General features: G+C 60.1%; 1 protein-coding gene. It reads right to left on the reverse strand.

The features are described from left to right. Nucleotides 1-32: 32 nt before the first annotated feature. A complete protein-coding gene (locus PQR02_RS40405; RefSeq protein WP_408243382.1) occupies nt 33-1,256 on the reverse strand; it encodes an ISL3 family transposase in 1,224 nt (407 codons plus the stop codon). Nucleotides 1,257-1,375 lie beyond the last annotated feature (119 nt).

The raw sequence follows: 1,375 nt of genomic DNA on the forward strand, positions 1-1,375 counted from the left end.
GGCTATTTCAAAAGTGGAGTGGCTAATGCGGCTTACGAGGCATGTGGGTTGAAGGCCGAGAAGTCGAGCTTGCCTGCGATGAGGAACAGCACGGTTCGCATGGTTTTGAAGCTGGCGTATCCGCGCGCCTTGCGCTTGGCAGCTTGAAACAGGCCATTGATGGCTTCAATGAAACCGTTGGTCTGGCGTGTCTGCGCCCAGGCGACGATGCCGTCGAAATGACGAAGGATCATGCGTGCGACCTCCTTCATGGGTTCAACCTTGGAACGCATGACGTTGCTACACCACCGGCGCAACATCTTTGAGACCACATGGATTTGCTTGCGATCGAGAATCTCGCGCAGCTGCTCGCGGTACATCCAGGCACGGGCCGTGCGGTTGGTGGTGTACTGGCTGATCAGCGCCTCGAGATCGGTCAGTTGCGCGAGATTCAGCCTGTCGGCATCCTTGAGCAGCGACCAGCGCATGCCCTTCAGTGCGGGATCGGTCTTCTGCTGCTCGCGGCGCACACCATCGAGCGCTTTGGACGCGTGCGCAACTACATGAAACTTGTCGAACGTCATGCGCGCATCGGGCAGATGCTCGTCCACGCCCTTAATGAAGGCGGGCGACATGTCGATGCTCACCGATTTGATCTGCGCAGGCGTTGCGTTGTGTTCCTCCAGGTGACTGGCAAAGCGCTCGACAACGCCTGCATCCTTGCCTGGCGTGACGAAGACCACGCGCCTGGCGTCCATGTCGGCGACCAGCGAGACATAGTCATGGCCCCGTCGGCACGAGGTTTCGTCAATGGCCACCGCGGTGACGTCGGACAAGTCAGTCGCGGCCACGGCCAGATCCACGTACCGATCACAGATGGCCTTCACGCGATACCACGACAGATTCACCAGACGAGCCACCGCCGCAAATGTCATCTCCCGGCACAGCGTCAGCACGAGCGCTTCAAACAGCAGCGTAAAGCCATCCAGCTTGCCCATCCAGTCAGGCTCTACGAGCCGCACCGAGCCGTCCGGCAGGCGCACACGCGGCACGCGCACCTCCAGATAACAGTCGAACTGGAAAAAGTTGAGATGCCGCAGACGTTTGATGACCGTGTCGTGCACCGGGTGTTCGCCCGGCACCCCGGGGTAGGCAAACCGGCTGCCTGCGACAAAGTCCACGGCAATCGTCAGTTCCGTGCCGAAATCGACGCCTTGCACATACCACGGCGCCTTGATTCCCAAGGCGGCTTCAAACAGCTGGGTTTGGTTCGTCATAGTTCGCTTGGTCTTGCAGGGCTGATTGCCGCATTCTGCCGCAACCAGCCTTGCACCAGCTTATTTACCCCACGCGCGTCAAGTGTTCGCTACGCCGGGCTTGCGCCCGCACTTGACCC

The sequence above is a fragment of the Paraburkholderia sediminicola genome, from assembly GCF_046026895.1.
Lineage (GTDB): Bacteria > Pseudomonadota > Gammaproteobacteria > Burkholderiales > Burkholderiaceae > Paraburkholderia > Paraburkholderia sediminicola_C.